The 17,742-nt window shown below is 31.1% G+C and carries 20 protein-coding genes and 1 pseudogene; 19 read left to right on the top strand and 2 right to left on the bottom strand.

Annotated elements, in window-relative coordinates; all coding sequences use genetic code 11:
• Positions 1-5: 5 nt before the first annotated feature.
• The 4 genes from TCEL_RS07385 to TCEL_RS07370 all read left to right on the top strand — a co-directional run bounded on the left by TCEL_RS07385 (position 6) and on the right by TCEL_RS07370 (position 3,400).
• Entirely contained in the window at positions 6-1,745 is a 1,740-nt protein-coding gene (locus TCEL_RS07385) for an NADH-dependent [FeFe] hydrogenase, group A6 (RefSeq protein WP_018662721.1), read from the top strand.
• 132 nt (positions 1,746-1,877) lie between these two features.
• Entirely contained in the window at positions 1,878-2,306 is a 429-nt protein-coding gene (locus TCEL_RS07380) for a DUF2383 domain-containing protein (protein ID WP_018662719.1), read from the top strand.
• A 145-nt stretch (positions 2,307-2,451) separates the two neighbouring features.
• Positions 2,452-3,174, top strand: a complete 723-nt coding sequence (locus TCEL_RS07375) for a HesA/MoeB/ThiF family protein (protein ID WP_018662717.1) — start codon at positions 2,452-2,454, stop codon at positions 3,172-3,174.
• Positions 3,167-3,400, top strand: coding sequence for a MoaD/ThiS family protein (locus TCEL_RS07370; protein WP_018662715.1), 234 nt, complete (start codon positions 3,167-3,169; stop codon positions 3,398-3,400). Before TCEL_RS07375 ends, TCEL_RS07370 begins: the two co-directional genes overlap by 8 nt.
• Before the next feature lie 11 nt (positions 3,401-3,411).
• Here the strand turns inward: TCEL_RS07370 and TCEL_RS07365 are convergent, their stop codons facing one another.
• The gene (locus TCEL_RS07365) at positions 3,412-3,909 is read right to left on the bottom strand and encodes a MogA/MoaB family molybdenum cofactor biosynthesis protein (RefSeq protein WP_018662713.1); all 498 of its coding nucleotides are present in this window, start codon (positions 3,907-3,909) and stop codon (positions 3,412-3,414) included.
• 108 nt (positions 3,910-4,017) lie between these two features.
• Here TCEL_RS07365 and TCEL_RS07360 point away from each other — a divergent pair, with 108 nt between their 5' ends.
• The 8 genes and pseudogenes from TCEL_RS07360 to TCEL_RS07330 all read left to right on the top strand — a co-directional run bounded on the left by TCEL_RS07360 (position 4,018) and on the right by TCEL_RS07330 (position 10,761).
• The gene (locus TCEL_RS07360; RefSeq protein ID WP_018662711.1) at positions 4,018-5,205 is read left to right on the top strand and encodes a molybdopterin molybdotransferase MoeA; all 1,188 of its coding nucleotides are present in this window, start codon (positions 4,018-4,020) and stop codon (positions 5,203-5,205) included.
• Positions 5,206-5,209: 4 nt separating this feature from the next.
• Positions 5,210-7,078, top strand: a complete 1,869-nt coding sequence (locus TCEL_RS07355) for a molybdopterin biosynthesis protein (protein WP_018662709.1) — start codon at positions 5,210-5,212, stop codon at positions 7,076-7,078.
• A 12-nt stretch (positions 7,079-7,090) separates the two neighbouring features.
• Positions 7,091-8,035: a GTP 3',8-cyclase MoaA gene (gene moaA, locus TCEL_RS07350; protein WP_018662707.1), complete on the top strand. Its 945-nt coding sequence runs from the start codon at positions 7,091-7,093 to the stop codon at positions 8,033-8,035.
• A gap of 2 nt (positions 8,036-8,037) precedes the next feature.
• Positions 8,038-8,514, top strand: a pseudogene (moaC, locus tag TCEL_RS13840) (cyclic pyranopterin monophosphate synthase MoaC); the annotation flags it as partial.
• Positions 8,515-8,517: 3 nt separating this feature from the next.
• Positions 8,518-8,952: an MOSC domain-containing protein gene (locus TCEL_RS14210; protein ID WP_198010672.1), complete on the top strand. Its 435-nt coding sequence runs from the start codon at positions 8,518-8,520 to the stop codon at positions 8,950-8,952.
• Positions 8,953-8,971: 19 nt separating this feature from the next.
• Positions 8,972-9,433, top strand: coding sequence for a peptide deformylase (def, locus tag TCEL_RS07340; RefSeq protein WP_018662703.1), 462 nt, complete (start codon positions 8,972-8,974; stop codon positions 9,431-9,433).
• A gap of 379 nt (positions 9,434-9,812) precedes the next feature.
• Positions 9,813-10,199: a (deoxy)nucleoside triphosphate pyrophosphohydrolase gene (locus TCEL_RS07335; RefSeq protein ID WP_018662701.1), complete on the top strand. Its 387-nt coding sequence runs from the start codon at positions 9,813-9,815 to the stop codon at positions 10,197-10,199.
• 67 nt (positions 10,200-10,266) lie between these two features.
• Entirely contained in the window at positions 10,267-10,761 is a 495-nt protein-coding gene (locus TCEL_RS07330) for a hypothetical protein (protein ID WP_018662699.1), read from the top strand.
• 14 nt (positions 10,762-10,775) lie between these two features.
• Here the strand turns inward: TCEL_RS07330 and TCEL_RS07325 are convergent, their stop codons facing one another.
• On the bottom strand, positions 10,776-11,837 hold the full coding sequence (locus TCEL_RS07325; protein WP_040683772.1) for a hypothetical protein: 1,062 nt from the start codon (positions 11,835-11,837) through the stop codon (positions 10,776-10,778).
• 151 nt (positions 11,838-11,988) lie between these two features.
• On the opposite strand from TCEL_RS07325, the gene TCEL_RS07320 reads away from it, so the two are divergent.
• From TCEL_RS07320 to TCEL_RS07295, 7 genes are all read left to right on the top strand, one after another.
• Positions 11,989-13,164, top strand: a complete 1,176-nt coding sequence (locus tag TCEL_RS07320) for an FprA family A-type flavoprotein (protein ID WP_018662689.1) — start codon at positions 11,989-11,991, stop codon at positions 13,162-13,164.
• A gap of 44 nt (positions 13,165-13,208) precedes the next feature.
• Positions 13,209-13,604, top strand: a complete 396-nt coding sequence (locus TCEL_RS07315; RefSeq protein ID WP_018662687.1) for a hypothetical protein — start codon at positions 13,209-13,211, stop codon at positions 13,602-13,604.
• A 196-nt stretch (positions 13,605-13,800) separates the two neighbouring features.
• A complete protein-coding gene (locus tag TCEL_RS07310; protein WP_018662685.1) occupies positions 13,801-14,343 on the top strand; it encodes a flavodoxin family protein in 543 nt (180 codons plus the stop codon).
• A gap of 87 nt (positions 14,344-14,430) precedes the next feature.
• Positions 14,431-15,369: a hypothetical protein gene (locus tag TCEL_RS07305; RefSeq protein ID WP_018662682.1), complete on the top strand. Its 939-nt coding sequence runs from the start codon at positions 14,431-14,433 to the stop codon at positions 15,367-15,369.
• A 72-nt stretch (positions 15,370-15,441) separates the two neighbouring features.
• Positions 15,442-15,618 (top strand): hypothetical protein, encoded by a 177-nt coding sequence (locus TCEL_RS13495; protein WP_018662669.1) that lies wholly within the window; start codon positions 15,442-15,444, stop codon positions 15,616-15,618.
• A 110-nt stretch (positions 15,619-15,728) separates the two neighbouring features.
• A complete protein-coding gene (locus TCEL_RS07300) occupies positions 15,729-17,024 on the top strand; it encodes a helix-turn-helix domain-containing protein (RefSeq protein WP_018662667.1) in 1,296 nt (431 codons plus the stop codon).
• Positions 17,025-17,124: 100 nt separating this feature from the next.
• Positions 17,125-17,733 (top strand): hypothetical protein, encoded by a 609-nt coding sequence (locus tag TCEL_RS07295; protein WP_018662665.1) that lies wholly within the window; start codon positions 17,125-17,127, stop codon positions 17,731-17,733.
• The last annotated feature ends 9 nt before the right edge of the window (positions 17,734-17,742 follow it).

Below are 17,742 nucleotides of genomic sequence, written 5' to 3'. Positions count from 1 at the left end.
ATAGCATGATTAATGTAACTATAAATGATATAAAATTGCAGGTGCCAGAGGGTACAACAATTTTAGATGCAGCTAAAATGGTAAATATAAACATACCTACTCTATGCCATTTAAATTTACATGATATTAAGATGGTAAATAGGACAGCTTCCTGTAGAGTATGTTTAGTTGAAGTGGAAGGAAGAAGAAATCTTGCACCTGCATGTGCAACTGAGTGTTTTGATGGAATGATAATTAGAACAAATACAAAAAGGGCAATTAGAGCAAGAAGAACAATGGTAGAGCTTTTGCTTTCAGACCATCCAACAGATTGCTTAGTTTGTGAAAAGAATGGAAATTGTGACCTACAGAGAATAGCTGCTGAACTTGGAATTAGAAAAATTAGATTTGAAGGTGAACAGTCAACATATCAAAAGGATAGTTCAAGTGGTGCCCTCTATAGAAATCCTGATAAGTGTATAATGTGCAGACGCTGTGAGACAATGTGTAATGAAGTTCAAACATGTAGTGTTTATTCAGCAATAGATAGAGGCTTTGAAACAGTTGTAGGACCTGCCTTTAATCTACCAATGCTTGATACTCAATGTACCTTCTGTGGACAGTGTGTATCAGTTTGCCCAACTGCAGCACTTACAGAAGTTAGTTATGTACAGGATGTATGGAATGCACTACATGATCCAGATAAATATGTAATAGCACAAACAGCACCAGCTATAAGAGTTGCACTTGGTGAGGAGTTTGGATTAAAACCTGGAACAATAGTTACAGGCAAAATGGTTGCGGCATTAAGAAGACTTGGATTTAAGAAGGTGTTTGATACAGATTTTGCAGCGGATGTAACAATAATGGAGGAAGCAAAGGAATTTATAGATAGACTAAATGGAAAGGGAAGACTTCCAATTCTTACAAGCTGTTGTCCTAGCTGGGTTAAGTTTATTGAGCACCAGTTCCCTGAACTTTTAGATATACCTTCAACCTGTAAGTCTCCTCATATGATGTTTGGAGCAATAGCAAAGACATATTTTGCAGAAAAGTTTAATATACCTGCTGATAAGATAGTTGTAGTATCAGTTATGCCTTGTATTGCTAAAAAATATGAAATTCAAAGAGAAGAGCTAAAATCAGATGGAGTACAAAATGTTGATTATGTTATAACCACAAGAGAATTTGCAAAGATGATAAGAGAAGCAGGTATAGATTTTACTAAACTTCCAGATGAAGACTTTGATAATCCACTAGGAGAGTCAACAGGTGCATCTGTAATATTTGGTACAACAGGTGGAGTAATAGAGGCAGCATTAAGAACTGCTTATGAGTGGGCAACAGGTGAGACACTACAAGATGTTGAATTCCATGGAGTAAGAGGTTTTGAGGATGGACTAAAAGAAGCAACAGTAAAACTTAAGGATATGGAACTTAAGATTGGTGTTGCTCATGGGCTTGGAAATGCAAGAAGATTACTAGAGGATATAAGAGATGGAAAGAGATTCTATCATGCAATTGAAATAATGGCTTGCCCAGGAGGATGTATAGATGGTGGAGGACAGCCATATCATCATGGAAATCTTGAAATAGTGAAGGCTAGAATGAATGCATTATATGAAGAGGATAGAAGAAAGCCTTTAAGAAAATCCCACGAAAATCCAGCAGTTTTGAAGATGTATGAGGAGTATATAGGAGAAATTGGAGGTCACAAAGCCCATAAATTACTACATACTCATTATACACCAAGGGAAAAGATATAATTTTTATTGCAAAGAGTTTCGTTTTAGATTTAATTAAAACGAAACTCTTTATATTTTTAATACAAAATATATTTTTAATACAAAATATATACATCTATTTTGGGGAAAATAATTTATAGAGGAGGGATTTATATGGATAAAAATATAGAACTTTTAAACTATATTCATCAAAATGCTCAAATGGGAATAGAAACTTTGAAACAGCTTATAAAGGAAACTAAAGATGAAAATATGAAAAATGTACTTCAAAGACATCTTAACGAATATCAAAAGTTTCATGATTTGGCCGATAGTAAGCTAAAATCAAAAAATATAGAACCCAAGGAGCTTAATTTCTTATCAAAGACATTTACTGATTTAATGATAAATTTAAAGACTCTTAGAGATAAATCACCTTCCCATATGGCAGAGATGCTCATACAGGGAAGTACTATGGGTATAGTAGATATGACAAAAAAGATAAAGGAATATCAAGGAGTTGAAAAGGAGACATTAGATTTAGCTAATGGGCTTTTACAATTTGAACAAAAAAGCCTTGATGAGTATAAGGGATTTCTATAATTATAAAGTGTTAATAATAAGTACCATGAATTTAATTTTCATGGTACTTAAATTTTAATTTTGGGAATATATAAAAAATACTTTACGTATTTATAAAAAGATGATATAAATAAACTTAAATATGATCAATAAGGTGGTGAAAAAAGTGCTTGAAAGATATGATAGACAGATTGCTGTAATTGGTGAGGAGGCACAAAATAAAATATTAAATGCAAAGATTTTAGTTGTTGGAGCAGGTGCACTTGGTACAAGCATTTTAAATAGCCTTGTTAGAGCAGGGGTAGGATTTATAAGAGTTGTTGATATGGATGTTGTAGAACTTTCAAATCTTCAAAGGCAGATGCTTTTTGATGAGAAGGATTTAGGAGAAAAAAAGGTTATAGCAGCAACAAATAAATTAAAGCTTATAAATTCAGAAGTCAATCTTGAGCCAATTGTGGATAGAATAACAGCTGATACAATTGGTAAATATGCCTTAGGTTGTGATATAATAATAGATGCAACAGATAATTTTAGTACAAGGGAGATTATAAATAAATATGCGATAGAAAATAATATTCCGTGGATATATGGAGGGGTTGCTGCAGCCTTTGGTATGGCAAAGACTATAATACCTAAGGAGACAGCCTGCTTAAAATGTTTTATGAAAAAAAGGACAAATGAGGAGTATACAGCAAGAAATTCTGGTATAATGAATGGTATAACGGCTGTAATTGGTGCCATTGAAGCAAATATGGCAATAAGATATATTATAGGCAAACCATCAACAAAGCTTATCTATATTGATTTGTTTGAAGATGATTTTCAAACAATAGAAGTCAAGAGAGATATAAATTGTACTGTGTGTGGAGGTGAAAAAGTTGATTAAAGTAAATGCAAAGGCCTTTGCAATGTTATCTAAGTACATAGAAACAAATAAGAATTTTGAGATACTAGTTGAAGAAGGTTCAACTTTAAGGGATGTTTTAAATAAGCTTGGACTTCCTGAGGATGAGATATTTACCTGTACAATAAATGGAGAGAATGCAACTCTTGATGATAAAGTAAAAGATGGAGACAATGTAGGATTTTATCCTTATTTAGGAGGAGGTTAAAATAAAGGTGGCTATTTAGCCACCTTATTTGTTCCACATTCACTTGCTATTCCCCTTAATATTTCAACTCCGTGGGTTAAAACAGGAAGAACAACCTCAAGGTGTTCCTTAACTGCCTTTGCACTTCCAGGGAGATTTATAATAATACTGTTTTTTCTAATTCCTGCAACTCCACGGGACAGCATAGCCTTTGGAGTTATTTGAAGGGATCGTAGCCTCATTGCCTCTGGAATTCCTGGTGCAAGTCTCTCTAATACCTCAAGGGTTGCCTCAGGAGTAACGTCTCTTTTAGAAAATCCTGTACCACCTGTTGTGAATATTAAATCAAGGTCTAAATCCGACATTCTAATAAGTTCACGCTTTATATCCTCTTTTTCATCAGGTACAATTATGTACTCAACAACTTCACAGTTTATTTCCTTTAGCATCTCCTTTATAAGTGGACCAGATGTGTCTTCACGAAGTCCTGCATAACCTTTATCACTAACAGTTATAACTCCTGCCTTCAATTTGAACCCTCCTTTTTATATATAGTTTATTTTATCACAATATTTCAAATTTGTATCTATTTAAAGTAATATGTGTTAAAATTATTAAATAGAAGGGAGGCATATTATATGCTTAAGGTCTTAAATGTTTCAGAGGTTTTAAACATATTTGAAAATGCAAAAGAAGTAGATAATGAAAACGTTGATATAAATAGTGCACTTGGCAGAGTTTTAGCAGAGGATGTTGTAGCTTGTGAAAATTTACCAGGATTTAAAAGGTCATCGGTAGATGGATATGCACTAATTTCAAATGATACATATCTATGTAGCGAATCAATGCCTGCTATTTTAAAGAATAAGGGTTCTATTGTAATTGGTGAAAGACCAAAATATTCATTAAATGAAGGTGAATGTATTTATATACCAACAGGTGCAATGCTTCCAGATGGGGCAGATGCAGTTGCAATGATTGAGGATTGTGAAGAATTAGGGGATGAAGTATTAATAAATAAGCCAACAAGTAGATGGGAAAATGTTGTCTTTGAAGATGATGATGTTAAGATAGGAGAGGTAGTAATAAAAAAAGGAACTGTAATAGAAGATAGACACATAGCAGTTTTAGCAGGGCTTGGCATAACTAATGTTAATGTAAAAAGAAAGGTTAAGGCAACTGTAATTTCAACAGGAGATGAACTTATTTCTCCATATGAAAAGAGGGAGATTCCAAAGGTAAGAGATATAAATGGCTACTATTTGACTTCGGCACTTATTAAGGATGGTTGTGATGCAAAATATAAGGGAATTTCTAAGGATAATGAAGAAGAACTTTTTACATTAGTAAAGGAGTCTCTTGAGGAATCTGATATAGTATTTATATCAGGTGGAAGTTCTGCTGGAAATAGGGATTTTACTATAAATATAATGGAAAGGCTTGGAGAAGTTTTATTTCACGGTATTGCGATAAAGCCAGGAAAACCAACTTTAATGGCAAAGGTGGGGGAAAAATTCATAGTAGGGTTGCCAGGTCATCCTTTATCCTGTGCTGTTGTTTATAGATTTATAATGTCAGAATTAGTAGATAGGATGCTTGGAAGAATAAAAATTGATAATTCTTTAATTTTAAAGATGGGTGAAAATTATCACAAGGCTAAAGGAAGAGAGGAATATCTACCTGTTACGATTGAGGGAGGTTATGCATATCCAATATATGCAAAGTCATCAGCTATTAGTGTTATGGCAAAGTGTGATGGTTTTATAAAGATAGAGCGTGACCTTGAGGGAGTTATGAAGGAACAAGAAGTTATTGTTATGAGGTGATAGTATGGCTCTTTTTCTTAAAAATATAGATTTAAGTGAAGCAAGAGAAATCATAAAAAAAGAATGTAGTAATATAGAGCTTAAAATAGAATATATTGATACAAGAGAGTCTCTTGGTAGAGTTACTGCTGAGCCTATATTTTCTAAAATTTCCTCACCCCATTTTATTGCTTCTGCAATGGATGGAATAGCAACAAAGTTTATATATACCCTAGATGCTGATATAAATAGACCAATTCTATTAAAACATGGACAATATGAAGTTGTAGATACTGGAGATGCGATACCAGAGGGGTTTGATTGTGTTATAATGGTTGAGGATATTCAAACAACCGACGAGGGTGTAATCATTAGAAAACCAGCACATCCTTATCAAAACATAAGGCCTGTTGGAGAAGATATTCCAATGGGTGCAATGATACTTCCCTCAAATCATAAAATTAGGGCAATAGACATTGCATCTCTTCTTGCAGGAGGAGTAAATGAGGTTCCTGTTTTTGAAAAGGTAAGGGTAGGAATTATACCAACGGGAGATGAACTTGTAGATGTTGGAGTTACACCTAAAATAGGAGAACTTATAGATTTTAACTCTTGGACCTTTGCAGCATTAGTAAGAGAATGGGGTGGAGAGCCCATAAGATATGATATAGTAAAGGACGATTTTGAAAAGATAAAGGAGACAACACAAAGGGCCCTTGATGAATGCCATATTGTAATTGTAAATGCAGGTTCAGCAAAGGGAAGAGGAGATTTTGCAGAGGATATATTAAGTACACTTGGAGAACTCAAATTCCATGGAGTTTCTATAAAGCCTGGACGACCTGCGAGTTTTTCAATGGCAAAGGGAAAGGCTATATTTGGAGTTCCAGGGTATCCTGTTTCTGCCTACTTTGTTATGGAGAACATAGTTAGAGTGGGTTTTGATACAGTTTTAAAGGCAAAATCAGAAGAAAAAAGAGAGGTTGAAGCTATTTTAACAAAGAAGATAAATTCCTCTTTAAAAAATGATGAATTTATAAGGGTAAAGCTTGGTAAGGTAAAGGACAAACTAATTGCATCTCCTATAGGAAGAGGTGCTGGGGTTACAATGTCTTTAACAACAGCGGATGGTGTTTTGGTTATAGATAAAAACACAGAGGGACTTGAGGCAGGAGAGAAGGTAAGCGTTAAGCTATTAAGGGACATAAAGGATATAGATAGTACACTTGTTTGCATAGGAAGCCACGATGTTGTACTTGATATAATATCTGATATGATGAATAAAAGGGGATTTAATCTAAATTCAACCCATGTTGGAAGTATGGGTGGAATTATGGCATTAAAGAGGGGAGAGACACATATAGCACCTGTTCATCTTCTTGATGAAAAAGGAGAGTATAATACAAGCTATCTTAATAGATACTTAGGAGAATTTGCTCTACTTAAGTTTATAAAAAGAGTTCAGGGATTTATGGTTAAAAAGGGTAATCCTTTAAATATAAAGGGATTTGAAGATTTAAGTCGAGTAAGGTTTGTAAATAGGCAAAAGGGTTCTGGTACAAGAATGCTTCTTGATTATCATCTAAATAAGCTTTCAATAAATCCTAAGGATATTAATGGGTATGAAAGAGAGGAAGTTACACATTTAAATGTAGCAGCACAGGTAGCATCAGGTAGTGCAGATTGTGGACTTGGGGTACTATCTGCAGCACAGTTTATGGGACTTGACTTTATACCTGTTTGCTTTGAGGAATATGATATTGCAATATCAAGGGATATGCTAAATGATGAAAGATTTAAATGCTTCTTAGAGGTTGTTAAATCAGAGGAGTTTAAAAATAGGCTTTATGAAATTGGAGGCTATGAGATAAATAGCTTAGATATAATATATTAAAGGTGTGGTGACATGTTAGATAAGTTTAATAGAGAAATAAATTATGCAAGAATATCAATTACTGACGCTTGTAATTTAAGATGCTTATACTGTATGCCAAATGGATATATTGCAAAGCACTATAATTTTTTAACTGTAGATGAGATTAAAAATATTGTAACTGCATTATCACGATTAGGTGTAAAGAGGATAAGAGTAACAGGGGGAGAACCTTTAATAAGAAAGGATATAATTGAGATAATAAAGACAATAAATCAAGTTGAGGGAATAGATGATATTGGGATTACTACTAATGGAATATTATTGGGAGAAAAAATTCAAGATTTGATTAAATATGGCTTAAAGAGGGTTAATATAAGCCTGGATACCCTAAAGGAAGATAGATTTAAAAAGCTGACTGGTGGAGACTTAAAAAAGGTATTGGATGGATTAAATAAGTCGATTGAGCTTGGACTTGTTGTAAAGGTAAATATGATTCCTATAAAGGGGATAAATGATGAAGAAATAATTGATTTCATTAATATTACGAAACATTTAAATATAGATGTAAGATTTATTGAGCTTATGCCAATTGGTGAAGCAACTAAATTTAAAGGAGTAACAAAGGATGATATTCTTAAGTATTTAGATGGTGCAAATATTGTAAAGATAGAAAATAATGGTGGTGGACCATCAGAAGTCTACAGGTTAAATGGACATGTTGGTAGGGTGGGATTTATCACCACAATGTCCCATAGCTTCTGTAGTAGGTGCAATAGAGTTAGAATAACATCAGATGGAAAATTAAAAACCTGCCTTCATAATCCAGATGAATATGATCTAAGACCATATATTGATGACGTAGACAAGCTAACAGAAGTTTTAAGAGCAGGCATTTATAATAAGTACGAAAGGCATACTCTTTTAGAGGATAAAATAAGTAAAAGTAGTAGAGATATGGTTAGAACAGGAGGTTGATTATGAGTTTAACTCACTTTAACGAAGAAGGAAGAGCAAGAATGGTTGATGTTGGGGAAAAGGATGATACAAAAAGGGTTGCAGTAGCAAGAGGATATATTGAGATGAAAAAAGAAACCATTGAGGCCATAAAGCAGGGGGCTATAAAAAAGGGAGATGTTTTAGCAGTTGCACAGGTTGCTGGAATTATGGGAGCAAAAAAGACAAGTGATATAATCCCTATGTGTCACAACATATTTTTAAGTGGATGTGATATTGAGTTTCAAATAGACGAAGAAAACTCAAGGGTATATATTACAGCAAAGGCAAAGACAGTTGGAAAAACAGGAGTTGAGATGGAGGCTTTAACAGCAGTATCAACAGCTGCATTAACTATATATGATATGTGTAAGGCGATAGATAAAGAGATGATAATAGGGGATATTAAGCTTATTGAGAAAAAAGGTGGAAAATCTGGACATTTTGTAAGGAGTGATTTAAAGATGGGAAAGGTAGTATCAGTTAATATAAGTGAAAAAAAGGGAGTTGTTAAAAACCCAGTAAATGAGATAGAATTAGTTGAGGATTTTGGAGTAAAGGGAGATGCTCATGCAGGAAAGTGGCACAGACAGGTTAGCCTTCTTGCAGAAGAGAGCATTGATAAAATGAAGAAGATGGGGCTTGACCATTTAGACTATGGAAAGTTTGCAGAAAATATAACTACTCAAGGAATAGACCTTCCAAATTTAAAGATAGGTACAAGAATGATAATTGGAGAGGCAGAGGTTGAAGTAACTCAAATAGGTAAAGAGTGCCATGGTGGATGTGAAATTAAAAGGCTTGTTGGAGACTGTGTAATGCCAAGAGAGGGAATATTTGTTAAGGTGTTAAAGGGTGGAAAGGTTAGAGTAGGCGATGATATAATAGTTATAGAATAGTTTTTTTGGAGGTTTTATTATGGCAGTAAGAGAAATAGTAAAATTAGGACATCCTGCACTTAAAACAAAAAGTGAAGAAGTAAAGGTAATTGATAATGAAATTAGAGAGCTTATTCAAGACTTAAAGGATACACTATACAGCACAACAGGTATAGGGCTTGCTGCACCACAGATTGCAGTAAATAAAAGAGTTATACTTATAGATTTAAGGGATGGAATGGAGCCTATAGTTCTTATAAATCCTGTTATAACAAAACAAAAGGGTAAGCAAGAGAGTGAAGAAGGCTGCTTAAGTTATCCTGGATATTATGGATTTTTAGAAAGACCTGTTGAGGTTGAAGTTGAGGGATTAAATGAAGAAGGTAAAAAAGTAAAGTATAAGGCAACAGAGCTTTTATGTAGAGCCTTTTGCCACGAGATAGACCATTTAGATGGTATTATGTATGTAGACAGGGCATATGAAGTTTATAAGGATGAGTAAAAAATAAGTTCCATATAGTTTAACTATATGGAATTTATTTTTACACCTTTAACATTAAAGATAGGTCCAATTAGGGGGATTTTTGCTTTTAGTTCAATAGTTATCTCATTATCAAGTAAAAGACTTTTATGGATATATATTTTTATTTTATCCTGCTCATAATAATAGTAGTTTTCAATATTATCTACATATTTTACAGCCTCTATCCAGAGACTTTTTACACTACCTGCTCATCCGCAGGAGGATTTTACAACAGTTATTATTAAGTTGCCACCCTTTGAGATAATATAATCTAAAGCCCTTTGGTTTATATTAAATTTCATACTCACACCTCCAAATCCATATATATCAATTTTATCATATAAAGGAGTAATAAAAAATGATAATTGTAACAGCTGCTATTATTGAAAATGAAGGGAAAATACTTATAACTCAAAGAAAAAAGGAGAAACATGGGGGACTTCTTTGGGAGTTTCCTGGTGGAAAACTTGAGGAAGGAGAGGATCCTAAAGAGTGTATTGTAAGAGAAATAAAAGAGGAGCTTAACATTGATATTGAGGTTATAGATATATTTGATGTTGTTTTTCATAGGTATACTGAATTTAATATGTTAATGTTAGTGTATAGATGTAGGCTTAAGGGAGGGGAAATAACAGCAAAGGAAGTTGAGGATTTTAGATGGGTTACCCCTTTGGAATTAAATGAGTATAACTTTTTAGAGGCAGATGTTGGAGTGGTTGAAAAAATAATTACTAAAAATATGTAAAAAATATAGACTTACACCTGTCTTTACAGTATAATAGGTGTAAAGACAGGTGTAAAGGAGGATATACATGAAGACAAGAGAGTTAACAATAGGAGCTGTTTTTGCAGCACTTTCAATGCTAATACCACTTGCCTTTGGAGGATTTTTAACAGTTACAATACCTCCATTTACTGCAACAATAATGTCACATGTACCTTTATTTTTATCAATGCTGATAAGTCCTCAGGTTGCAGCAATGGTTGGTGCAGCTTCTGCTCTTGGATTTTTTATAAAGCTTGGTAATCCTGCTGTAACATTAAGAGCGTTAATGCACATAGTTGTTGGATATATTGGAGGATTGCTGGTTAAAAAGGGATTACGTTATGAATTAGTTCTACTTATAGTGCTTCCAATACATGCTCTTTTAGAAGCATTCATAGTTATACCAATAATTGGACTTAACCTATATAAGATGTTCTATGTCATAGCTTTAGGGACTGCTATTCACCATTTAGTTGATTCAGTTATATCAGTTTTCTTTGCAAGAGCAACAGGTTTATATAAAATAAAAAAATCAGCCTAAATTAAGGCTGATTTTTATTTTTCCTTTTCAAGGAAACATCTTATACTTGCTTTAACAAGTAGTTTGTCATATCCCCAATCCTTAATTCCAACGATATTTATTTTATCTGAATATTTAAGTGCTATTTTAGGATAAAAATATTCAGCAGTAATGCCAGATGATGATTCATCAAGACTTACATATAAAATATTATTACATCCTTTATTTATAAAATGTTTTATTCCATTTTCAAAATTATCAGTTATATAGAATATATCATCTTTTCTGTAGTACTCATTTAGCTGTGTTTTAATTGAGGTTGCATTTTCATTATTTTTTGTTATAAATATTATTCCATCAAACTTTGCAGGCATGTTTATTATTTTTTCTACAATATATTGATGAAATTCTCCAGTATCCTGTACACTTTTAGTAAACTTTATATTTATTCCGTTTGATGTAAGTTTATTGTAATCTACATATTTTTTTGTTATTTCAAATATGTTCTCATAAGGAGTATAATTAATAACTATTATTTCGGAGCATCCATCGTTTACAGCGTATGTTATAGCATCATTTAAAGTAGGAGTATAACCTGAGTATGCTATATAGAAATAGTAGGGTTTATAACTTAAAATTGAAGATTTAACATCTCTAGCAACAAGATTAAGTGTGTTATTTTTATTATTTATTTCAAGTTCGGAGTAAATTTTTTTTATTCTATAGCTAAAAATTGGTTTTATATAAAAAGGTACTCTTTCTAAAAAAGCGTTTGCATAGTATGGAGTATATTTTTCCATTTCCCCTTCGCAAAAGAATATTACAGCTTTTTTATCGCTTGATATAGTGCTGAAATTCATGAAGTTGTTGTTGTGGGGTTTAAATATAACATAACTTGAAAGTAAATAGGAGAAAATAAAAACAATAATTCCATAAATAATACATTTTTTGTGTATACATAATAATTTTTTTGCAGAAATTAGTATTGCAATAGATATTATAAAGATATATACAAAAAGAGGAATATACGAAGGTGGAGCACTAAGTATTAAACAGATAAGTATTCCCCATAGTAGAAAGAATAGGTGAAGTAACATAAATTTACCTCCAAGATTATTACATAGAAATTATATGATTTACAAGAATTGATTATAACATTAAAATAAAAAGAAAAAAATTATCCATTAATATTTTATTGTTTTAGAATTTGATGTATAATAAAAGAAAATAAAATGGAGGTGTAACAATATGTCAGCTGTGGAATTAAAGAAGGGTGTATATTGGGTAGGAGTTAAAAATCCTGAATTGAGAGTTTTTGATATTATAATGACTACAAAAAAAGGTACAACATATAACTCATATTTAATAGTTGATGAAAAGATTACATTAATAGATACCGTTAAGGATGGTTATCAAGATGAGTTTTTAAAAAATATAAAGAGCTTAATTGGGGACAGAAAAATAGATTATCTTGTTGTTCATCATACAGAACCTGACCATAGTGGTTCTTTAAGAAAAATTCTTGAAACATATGAAGACATAGTAGTATACGCTTCAAAGCCAGCTTTGATTAATATAAGAGAAATTACAAATATGAATTTCAATGGAGTTGAGGCGAAGGAAGAGTTAAATATAGGTGATAGAACCTTAAAATTTATTTCAGCACCATTTTTACATTGGCCAGATACTATTTTTACATATAGTGAAAAGGATAAAATATTGTTTACCTGCGATGCATTTGGATGTCATTACTGTGATGAAAATAGCATATTCAACGATGAAGTAGGGGATTTTTCAGATGAATTTAGATACTATTATGATGTTATAATGGGACCATTTAAAAAGTATGTTGTATCAGCCATAGAAAAGATAAAAAATATTGATTTTGATATGGTATGCACAAGTCATGGTCCTGTTTTAAGAAGGGATGTAAATAAATACATAGATCTATATGAAAAGTGGAGCAGGGAAGGAATTTACGAGGAAGAAAAATCGGCAGTAGTAGCTTATGTTTCTGCGTATGGATATACAAAACAAATTGCAGAAGCTATAACTAATGGTTTAAAAGAAAATGGTGTAAATGTATACTTATATGACATTTCAGAGTCAAATCTATCTGAAATAGTAGATAAAATAGAAAGATCAAAGGCTTTATTAGTAGGTTCACCTACAATTAACCAAGATGCAGTAAAACCAGTATGGGATTTATTGTCACTGATATGTCCAATAAACAATAGAGGAAAAATAGCTACTGCATTTGGTTCATATGGTTGGAGTGGAGAGGCTGTACCTATGCTTATAGATAGACTTAAAGGATTAAAATTTAATACAGAAATTGAAGGGTTAAAAGTAAAATTTAAGCCAAGTGAAGATGATTTAATAAAAGCAAAAGAACTTGGAAATATGATTGCCAATAGAATATGAATAAATTTATTATGAAGGGTTATAATGTAAACGAGGTGATAATTATGAATACTAAGAGAATATATGAATTTTTAGAAAAACAAGGATTAGATGAAATTGACCAAATTGAATACAAAGAAAAAATTGCTGTATTTAATTTTGTTTATACTTTTGATGATGCAGAGATTGAAGCAGCCAAGGAATATGCAAATGAAAATTATGAAGACAAAGGTGAAGATGTTTGGTATGATGAATATTTTCTTCCATATTTAGTGGATATAGCTGTTGATAATGTAAGGGACATAGTTGAGGATTTAGCTGAAGAATTTGATTTGAATGTTGATTTTGTAACATATGAGTTAGATAGAAATTTCTTTGAACAGTGTGAGTTTGTTTTAATAGCAAGCGATAAGGATGTTAATTTTGACACAGATAAAGTTTTAGACGATTTAGACTTGTAAAAAATGTAATATTCTGAAATAAGAAATTGTTAAGAAAATAACATCAAAATAATATTGACTTTAAAATTTTGTATTGGTAAAATTAATACAAGAAAATATATATGTGTATGTGATGCCATTAAATAAATGGTGTTACCCCCTATAGGTAGAGTTGAGGCACCTTCGTGGTGCCTCAGCTTTTTGAAGGAGTGAAGGTATGAATATAGTTGTTTTAAATGGAAGTTACAATAAAAAAGGAACAACATACAAATTATTAGAAAAATTTATAAACAAGATTGATGGTAAAAAACATAGTATTTATTTAATAAATACATATGATTTGAATATAAATTACTGTATAGGTTGCAGAAATTGTGAAAAAACTGGTGAATGCATTTATAGAGATATGGATAACCTTTACGAGATAATAGAAAAAGCAGATTTGGTTGTAATATCTTCGCCTGTTTATTTTGGTTCATTTACAAGTTCACTTAAAGTTCTTATTGATAGGCTTCAGGTGATTTATGCTAAACATTTTGTATTAAATAAGAGTTTGAAACCCAAAAAGGGAATATTTATCTTTACTGCAGGAAGAAAAAGTGAAAAAATGCTAAATTCTATGGTGCTACAGGCAAAATATGTATTTCTATCCTTAAATGCTGAATTTTTAGATTGTATTTACCAGTTAAATACAGATGAAGTAAAGGAACTGGATGAAAAAGTTTTAGAAAAATTAGAGGAAGTAGTTAAAAAAATATAGTAATTTTAAGACCTCCTATGTATAAATAGAGTAATAAATGATTATAATCTTTAATAAAATGTTTTGAAGGAATTTTAGGAGGTCTATATGCATACGAGTGGATTGTATGATTTAGAAAAAAAATATTTGATCAGACGAATTCTTCCTTTTGTAGCTATATTGGTACTAGCTTTAATTTTTGTTTTAGTTAAGCCAAGGGATAAGTACACAGCCTTTGAAAAGTCTCTGTTGGAAAAAGATTATAAAGCATTATATGATATGATACTTCATAAGGATTTTACATATCAAGTTTTTGAAGAGTATGTTAAATATAATTTTTCTGATGATGTAGTAATAAAAAATAAATATAATATTGGTGAAACTCAATACATTACTTTAAACAGTAAAACAGGTGAAAAAAGTATAAAAATAGTAAAAGTTAAAAATAAATACTATTGGGATTTTGATGATTATGTTTACAATTGGATTATAAAAGTTCCTCTTTATGCGTCAGTTGAGGTTGCTGGACAAGTATATGAAAACAAAGATGGATCAGTTACAATAGAAAGAATTCCCTTTGCTTCTTATGAAGTTAAAATAAAATTAAAGGGATGTGAAGATTTTAATGGTAGAATTCTGGCTGGACAAAAAATAGATATAAAATTAGAATTGTCTAAGGAAGTTTTAGATAAATGTAAAATTGCAATATATGATTACTTAAAATTTAAGGAGGAAGCTTTAGAGAATAAAAAGATAAGTGAAGTTCAATGTCTATATACAGACTCGGGTTTGTATAATGAAGTTTTAAATGAAATAGAGTGGCTAAAAACTGTTGATTATAAGTTCCAAAAGAGGTTAAAAAATTGGGAGGTATTATCAGCTAAATTAAAGCATTCTGGTGTTATAGAAGTAGATGTAAAGGAAGAATGGGAAGTTAAGGTTGTTACAGATGAAAATGAGAGTGTAAGTACAGTTGTTCAAGTAAATAGATACTTTGTTGAAATGGGAGATGTATACAAAATAATACAAATTAATACTATAAAATAATAAATTTCCTTGTTTATTAATTGTAATAATGCACACCCTAAATAGTGAAGATAAAAGAAAGGAGTGTGCTTTATGAGGAATAGATTACTTACAGGTCTTGCAGCAGGAGCTCTACTTGGTGCAGCAGCAAGCTTAATGGCAATGCCAAAGATGGACTATAGAACTAGAAGAAGAGTAAATAGAATGGGGAAGAGAATGGCTCATAGACTTGAAGACATAGTAGAAGATTTAAGAGATTATATGAAATAGGGGTAATGTGCCCCTATTTTATTTTTCTTTTTATTGTTAATTTTTATATTGTAAACTATCATCAGAATTATATATAATTAAATAGAAAAAATAATATAGGCGGGATGAGTATGGAAATTTTAACATTGGGTGAAAAGATAAAAGCAAAAAGAAAAGAAAAAAACATGACTTTAAAAGAGTTAGCTGGGGATAGGGTTACTCCAGGACAGATAAGTTTAGTTGAGTCAGGAAAAGCAAATCCAAGTATAGAGCTTTTAGAATATATAGCACAAAAGTTGGAAACAGATGTAGATTATTTTTTAGAGAGTGAAGAAAAACAAGCATCAAAAATATGTGAATATTATTTAAATATAGCTGAGGCATCACTTTCCTCAGAAAATTTTTTAAGGGCAAAGGAATATGTTGAAAAGGGATTGCATTATGCAAATGAATATAACCTTCTTTTATATAAGGGTAAGTTTAACATGGTTTTAGCTATGTTAACATATTATGATAAAAATTATGAAGAAGCTCAACAATATTGCCTAGTGGCAAATAGCATATTTTTAAAATTAAATCTAATCGAAGATGCAGTAAAGAGTTTTATATTATTAGGTAAAATAAGTATAGGTATGGGCTATTATTCAAGTGCTGTTAACTATTTTAAACAAGCAGATTCAATTTTAAGTGAAAATTATTTTGAGGACGAACTTTTAAAAGCAAGAATAAATTACTATATTGCTATGTCTAATTTATATTTAGGGAAAATATCTCAAGCAATTGATTTGGCTTATGTATCAAAGAAGAGATTAGAAATTCTTAATGATAAAAAGGCTTATGCTGATGTGCTAATTCTTTTGAGTTTATCATATGCAAAGGATGGAAAGATTAAAGAGGCAATTGAATATTCAAAAAAGGCAAAGGATATTTTAGCAGAATTAGACTCTAAGAAGAATATTGCTGAGGTTGAGGATGGAATAGGTGAAATATTGGCAAAGTATGAAAATTATGATGAGTCCTTCTTACATCTTTCAAATGCTTTAAAAATAAAACAGGAAATAAATGATTCAACACTGCCAGAAACGTTGTTTAAGATGTGTGATAATTATGTTAAAATAGGACAACTTCAAAAGGCAAAGGACATTATTAAAGAAATTCAAGATAAGTTAGGGTATGAAGACCATGTATATAGAATAAAGCTATATAAATACCTATATAAAATATATAATATTGAAAATGATAAAAGAAGGATGGAAGAGGTATTAATTGAAGCAATAAAATATCTAGAGCATACTGATTACAAAAAGCAGTTAGCTGATTTTTGTATTCTTTTAGGTAGATTATATACTGATCTAAATATGCAAGATTTAGCATTAAAGTATATGAACTATGGTTTAGACATATACAAACAACTAGGAGTAATATAAGAAAATAAAGAAATGTTAATAAAAAGCATGATTTCTTTTTTAGAAATGTTTGGTATAATTATTAAAAAAAGAAATCATGCTTTATTTTTTGGGGGGATAAATGATGGATTTCTTAGGGTTTGAAGCTCAGGATTTTGATTTTTTTAAGAATTTAGATAGGCTTTCAAATGGTGATTATACTAAACAAAGAGAAGCAAGCAAGAATAGTTTTAGGGCATTTTGCTATGAACTACAGAAGGTTTATCATAAAGAAACAAGTGGCTTTTTGGAGTTAGAAAAGGAGTTTTTAAAGAGTAATCGAAAGCTTGATTATTTTAAGGCAACACATAAAGTTAATGAAGAAATAAACATTGATTTTGTATTAAGTCAAGCTGGTATAAGTATATTTTATGAATCTAATGACGTTGGAATTTTAACTAGATATAAAAATAAGATTTGGGAATATATTTTGAGCAATAAAAAATCCTTTATAAGTTTAAACAGGCTTACAAAGAATAAGTATAGTGAAGTTATAAGGTTAGGTTGTATGGATTTAAATATGAAGGCCTATGAATCAATAATTAATTTAATTCAAGATGAAAATTATAAATACAAAATATTTATAGGGGTATTTTTTAGTAAGGCAGAATGTTTGAAACTTAAGAAGCAGCTTATAAACAGTAGCTATGATGAGTTTAAGAAGTTAAATGACTTTATTAAAACTTTATGAGGAGATGGT

The organism is Thermobrachium celere DSM 8682 (genome assembly GCF_000430995.1).
GTDB classification, from domain to species: domain Bacteria; phylum Bacillota; class Clostridia; order Clostridiales; family Caloramatoraceae; genus Thermobrachium; species Thermobrachium celere.
Note: the sequence above shows the minus strand (reverse complement) of the source record. Positions and strands in the feature narration are given on the sequence as shown.

Bases quoted from the DNA above. Each gene is read 5' to 3' on its own strand.
- TCEL_RS07305 (WP_018662682.1), top strand. From the start codon at position 14,431: ATGCATACGAGTGGATTGTATGATTTAGAAAAAAAATATTTGATCAGA.
- TCEL_RS07355 (WP_018662709.1), top strand. From the start codon at position 5,210: ATGGCTCTTTTTCTTAAAAATATAGATTTAAGTGAAGCAAGAGAAATC.
- TCEL_RS07295 (WP_018662665.1), top strand. From the start codon at position 17,125: ATGATGGATTTCTTAGGGTTTGAAGCTCAGGATTTTGATTTTTTTAAG.
- TCEL_RS07360 (WP_018662711.1), top strand. From the start codon at position 4,018: ATGCTTAAGGTCTTAAATGTTTCAGAGGTTTTAAACATATTTGAAAAT.
- TCEL_RS07310 (WP_018662685.1), top strand. From the start codon at position 13,801: ATGAATATAGTTGTTTTAAATGGAAGTTACAATAAAAAAGGAACAACA.
- TCEL_RS07325 (WP_040683772.1), bottom strand. From the start codon at position 11,837: ATGTTACTTCACCTATTCTTTCTACTATGGGGAATACTTATCTGTTTA.
- def (WP_018662703.1), top strand. From the start codon at position 8,972: ATGGCAGTAAGAGAAATAGTAAAATTAGGACATCCTGCACTTAAAACA.
- TCEL_RS07320 (WP_018662689.1), top strand. From the start codon at position 11,989: ATGTCAGCTGTGGAATTAAAGAAGGGTGTATATTGGGTAGGAGTTAAA.
- TCEL_RS14210 (WP_198010672.1), top strand. From the start codon at position 8,518: ATGGGAAAGGTAGTATCAGTTAATATAAGTGAAAAAAAGGGAGTTGTT.
- TCEL_RS07385 (WP_018662721.1), top strand. From the start codon at position 6: ATGATTAATGTAACTATAAATGATATAAAATTGCAGGTGCCAGAGGGT.
- TCEL_RS07330 (WP_018662699.1), top strand. From the start codon at position 10,267: ATGAAGACAAGAGAGTTAACAATAGGAGCTGTTTTTGCAGCACTTTCA.
- TCEL_RS07380 (WP_018662719.1), top strand. From the start codon at position 1,878: ATGGATAAAAATATAGAACTTTTAAACTATATTCATCAAAATGCTCAA.
- TCEL_RS07315 (WP_018662687.1), top strand. From the start codon at position 13,209: ATGAATACTAAGAGAATATATGAATTTTTAGAAAAACAAGGATTAGAT.
- TCEL_RS13495 (WP_018662669.1), top strand. From the start codon at position 15,442: ATGAGGAATAGATTACTTACAGGTCTTGCAGCAGGAGCTCTACTTGGT.
- TCEL_RS07300 (WP_018662667.1), top strand. From the start codon at position 15,729: ATGGAAATTTTAACATTGGGTGAAAAGATAAAAGCAAAAAGAAAAGAA.
- moaA (WP_018662707.1), top strand. From the start codon at position 7,091: ATGTTAGATAAGTTTAATAGAGAAATAAATTATGCAAGAATATCAATT.
- TCEL_RS07335 (WP_018662701.1), top strand. From the start codon at position 9,813: ATGATAATTGTAACAGCTGCTATTATTGAAAATGAAGGGAAAATACTT.